The sequence below is a fragment of the Streptomyces sp. NPDC031379 genome (assembly GCF_055569615.1).
Map to the genome: position 1 here is coordinate 1 of NZ_JBVIIT010000065.1, position 3,230 is coordinate 3,230.

Annotated in this window: 2 protein-coding genes; both read right to left on the reverse strand. The window is 69.4% G+C overall.

Going from position 1 to position 3,230, the window contains the following annotated elements; translation table 11 throughout:
- Positions 1-117: 117 nt before the first annotated feature.
- Entirely contained in the window at positions 118-1,191 is a 1,074-nt protein-coding gene (locus tag ACZ5CW_RS41145; RefSeq protein WP_468610955.1) for a methyltransferase, read from the reverse strand.
- Positions 1,192-1,250: 59 nt separating this feature from the next.
- Positions 1,251-2,837 carry a class I adenylate-forming enzyme family protein gene (locus ACZ5CW_RS41150; protein WP_468610957.1) on the reverse strand — a complete coding sequence of 529 codons (1,587 nt, stop codon included), beginning with the start codon at positions 2,835-2,837 and terminating at the stop codon, positions 1,251-1,253.
- Positions 2,838-3,230 lie beyond the last annotated feature (393 nt).

Sequence of the window (3,230 nt, forward strand, 5' to 3'; positions counted from 1 at the left end):
TGCTGGCGTTGTTCACCCCCCCCCCCCCCTCCCTCTCCTCCCCCTCTTCCTGCCCCCCCCCCCCCCCCCCCCCCCCCCCCCCACCGCCCGTCGGGAAAGGACCCCCGGCTCAGCCGGTCATGCGATCTTCGTCGCGGACAGGAAGGCCTGGACGGGGATGACGTCCTTCGGGATCTCGGAGGCGTTCTTGGTGATCGCCTTCGTCACCTTGAACCCGCACTCCTCCAGCCAGCTCGTGTACGTCGACAGCTTCTGCGGGCCGCCCTGGCCCATGGTGCAGCCGATGAAGAAGGCCGGGAAGAAGTCGACGTTGTAGTTGTCGGTGTCCGTGATGTTCTCGGGGTACACCGGCACCATGATGTGCAGCTCGCCGCCGGGCTTGAGCGACGCGTTGATGCCCTTGAGGATCCGGAACACGTCGTCCTTGTCGAACATGTCCAGGAAGTGCTTGCACAGGGCGGTGTCGTAGCCCTTGGGGATCTCGTCGAAGACGTTCCCGCCGATGAACGAGCAGTGCTCCTCCACACCGTGGGCCTTGAAGTTCGCCAGGGCCTCGGTCTCCCGCTCGGGCAGGTCGAAGGTGGTCACCTTCAGGCCGGGAGACTTCTTGTGCTGGTAGGTGTGGATCGCACCGAGGCCGGTGTTGCCGGCGACGTCGAGCACCTGCGCGCCGGAGGGGATCTCGATGTTGTCGAAGAACCAGGGGTCGATGTTGGCGGTGACGTTGTTCATCAGCGTCAGCCAGGCGTCGCGCAGGTCCTGGTGGTCGCCCACGATGTCGTACAGGGTGCCGTCGGCCGCCCCGTACAGCTCCTTCAGGCCGACGATCTTCCCCGTCCGGGTGCTCTCGGTGAGGTAGAACAGCTGCCGCAGCGCCACCACCTTGATCATGTTCATGTAGGTGAGAGCACGCTTCAGGTCGCGCTCGCCGACCTCGGCGAGGGCGTCGAGCGTGTAACCGCCGGTCTCCTCGTCGTGGGCGAGGAAGTGCTCCTTGACCAGCAGCAGAAGGAGCTGCTCCACGGCGTCCGGCTTGGCGCCGACGGCCTCGCCCAGTTGGGCCGCGGTCAGGCCCGGGGTCTCGCGGAGCTTGTCGATGATGCCCAGTTCGAAGACGGACACCAGGGTCATGAACCGCGAGGGGCCCACCATGTACTCACGGAATCGTGCGAGCGTGGCTTCCGTTGTCATTGCACTCGTCTCTTTCGAGTAGGTAGTTTCCACCGCCATGGCGGTCGTCTGATCGCGCATCACGCCCGGTTCTTCAGCTGCTCCTTGAGCCGGTCGGCCAGGGCGAGCCGCTGCACCTTGAGCGTGGCGGTGCGCGGCAGCTCGGCCTCGGGGATCTGGATCGGGTCGGCCAGCTTCGGGAAGTCGACGACCGCCGCGCGCCAGCGGTCCCGGTCCAGTGGCTCGTCGCCATGGGTGCAGATCACCGGGATGGCTTCGGAGTCGGGGCCCTGGACGACGACCAGCTCGCTCAGCTCGTGCAGCTTGCCGAGGACGACGTCCTCGATCTCCAGGGAACTCGTCACCCCGGGGATCATGTCGACCTCGCGGTCGAGCATGTGCAGGCAGCCGAACCTGGTGAAGTAGCCGACATCGCCGGTCCCCCACCACTCGCCCTTGCGGTTGCTGTCGTAGCGCTCCTGCTCGCCGTAGTACGTCTTGGCGATGCCGGGCCAGGCGACCTCGATGCGGCCGGGGTTCTGCTCGGTCGGCCGGTTGCCGTCGCGGCTGACGACGCGCACCTTCGCCGCGCCCAGGGGCATCTGCCAGCCCACGCACCGCCCGTTCGCCTTGTGGGCCGAGTGGCGGAAGTAGGCGCGGCCGACGGCCGGGCCGACCTCGCTCTGGCCGTAGATCTGGAAGAACAGTGCGCCGCGCCGGTCGGACGCCTTGAGCAGCTTGCTCATCGTCCCCGGGTGGATCGCGTCGAAGGTGCTGCTGAAGACCTTCACGGACCCGAACGGCGCCCGCGGATCCTCGGTCAGTCCCTCCCACTCCATCAGCGAGTTGGGCAGCGCCTCGATGAGGGCCGGCCGGTGCTCGAGGAGTTGCTCGGCGACGACGGCGGGGTCCATCTCCCGCATCAAGAGGACCGGGTACTCCCTCAGCAGCGCCAGCGACATCGCCGCGACCATCCGCGAGTGCACGAAGGGCACGTGGATGGCCACGGTCTCCTTCTTTCGCAGCAGGGACAGCAGCCGCCACTGCGGTACGAGGCGGATGCCCTGGGTGCGGGCGGTGTGCACGACGAGCTTGGGGATTCCGGTGGTGCCGGAGGTGTGGGTGATGACGGCGGCCGCGTCGATGGGCCGGACCACCGGCTTCACCGGTGGGGCGCCCGCGAGTTCGCGGAGCGAGACGGTGCCCGGCCGGTCGTCGGCCGAGGTGATGACCCGCTGGGTGAGATCCGTCAGCGGCACGTCGGCGAGGAAGTCGAGCTTGGTCCCGTCGGTGAGCAGGGTCGGCCGGCCGACCCGCTCCAGCAGGACGCCCACGGTCTTGGGGTCCAGGGCCGGCGAGAGGTTCACGACGACCCCGCCGATGCGGGATATCGCCGCGGCGAGCATCCAGTGGTCGGCGTTGGCGGTCTTGTAGATCACGACGTGCTCGTCGGGTCGCACCCCGGCCGCCCACAGACGGGCGGCCAGGTCGGCGACGTGCTCGGCATACTGGGCGACCGTCAGACGCCGTCCCGCCTCGGGCAGGACACCCAGATCGTGGTCCAGGATGATCGGCGTCGACGGGTTCACGGCCGCGGCCATCTCCGGGAGGAGACCGATGTGCAGGCCGCGCTTCTGTATCGATGAGTAGGCTGTGGAGCCCTTCATCGGGCTGTCTCCTTTGCGGTGAGCGATGGACTTGCGGGCTGTCGCCGGCTCGGTGCGGGTGCCGGGGGACGCATGCGGCAAGCGCCGAGGACACGTCGGCCTTGCGGATCGATGGGCTTGCGGACGCGTCGGGCCGGTCGGCCCCGTCCATGCCCGGAGCGCTGTACCGCCCAGGTGTGCCTGAGTCCGTGACGACGTCGGCTCGTCGGAAGGAGGGGGATCTCGGCGGCGCAAGGCGTGAGGACTGCCCGGTCACCGGCGCCGGGTACCGAACAGGCGCGGGGTTCGCCGAGAACGGCCGCAGCGGGGGGGGGGGGGGGGGGGGGGGGGGGGGGGGGGGGGGGGGGGGGGGGGGGGGGGGGGGGGGGGGGGGGGGGGGGGGGGGGGGGGGGG

Coding starts and splice junctions, on each gene's coding strand:
- ACZ5CW_RS41145 (WP_468610955.1), bottom strand. CDS start 1,191: ATGACAACGGAAGCCACGCTCGCACGATTCCGTGAGTACATGGTGGGC.
- ACZ5CW_RS41150 (WP_468610957.1), bottom strand. CDS start 2,837: ATGAAGGGCTCCACAGCCTACTCATCGATACAGAAGCGCGGCCTGCAC.